General features: G+C 63.1%; 1 protein-coding gene. It reads left to right on the forward strand.

Annotated features, from left to right (window positions below; translation table 11 throughout):
* Positions 1-1,055 (forward strand): elongation factor Tu (gene tuf / locus E5198_RS21205; RefSeq protein ID WP_136491867.1); only part of this gene is annotated, 1,055 nt, incomplete at both ends.

The raw sequence follows: 1,055 nt of genomic DNA on the forward strand, positions 1-1,055 counted from the left end.
GACTTCTCCCAGATCGACAACGCTCCGGAAGAGAAGGCGCGCGGTATCACCATCAACACCTCGCACGTCGAGTACGATTCCGCCATTCGTCACTACGCTCACGTTGACTGCCCGGGTCACGCTGACTACGTGAAGAACATGATCACCGGTGCTGCCCAGATGGACGGCGCGATCCTGGTTTGCTCCGCTGCCGACGGTCCCATGCCGCAGACTCGCGAGCACATCCTGCTGTCCCGTCAGGTAGGCGTTCCCTACATCGTCGTGTTCCTGAACAAGGCCGACATGGTCGACGACGCCGAGCTGCTGGAACTGGTCGAGATGGAAGTTCGCGACCTGCTGAGCACCTATGACTTCCCGGGCGACGACACCCCGATCGTCATCGGTTCCGCTCTGATGGCCCTGAACGGCCAGGACGACAACGAGATGGGCACCTCCGCCGTGCGCAAGCTGGTGGAAACCCTGGACTCCTACATTCCGGAGCCGGTGCGTGCCATCGACCAGCCGTTCCTGATGCCGATCGAGGACGTGTTCTCGATCTCCGGCCGCGGCACCGTGGTGACCGGTCGCGTCGAGCGCGGCATCGTCAAGGTGGGCGAGGAAGTGGAAATCGTCGGCATCCGTCCGACCACCAAGACCACCTGCACCGGCGTGGAGATGTTCCGCAAGCTGCTCGACGAAGGTCGTGCCGGCGAGAACATCGGCGCCCTGCTGCGCGGCACCAAGCGTGAGGACGTCGAGCGTGGCCAGGTTCTGGCCAAGCCGGGCACCATCAAGCCGCACACCAAGTTCGAAGCCGAAGTGTACGTGCTGTCCAAGGAAGAAGGCGGTCGTCACACCCCGTTCTTCAAGGGCTACCGTCCGCAGTTCTACTTCCGTACCACCGACGTGACCGGTAACTGCGAACTGCCGGAAGGCGTCGAGATGGTCATGCCGGGCGACAACGTCAAGATGGTTGTCACCCTGATCGCCCCGATCGCCATGGAAGACGGCCTGCGCTTCGCCATCCGCGAAGGCGGTCGTACCGTCGGCGCCGGCGTGGTTGCCAAGATCATCGA

The organism is Pseudomonas sp. A-1 (assembly GCF_004801855.1).
In the GTDB taxonomy this organism is placed as follows: domain Bacteria; phylum Pseudomonadota; class Gammaproteobacteria; order Pseudomonadales; family Pseudomonadaceae; genus Geopseudomonas.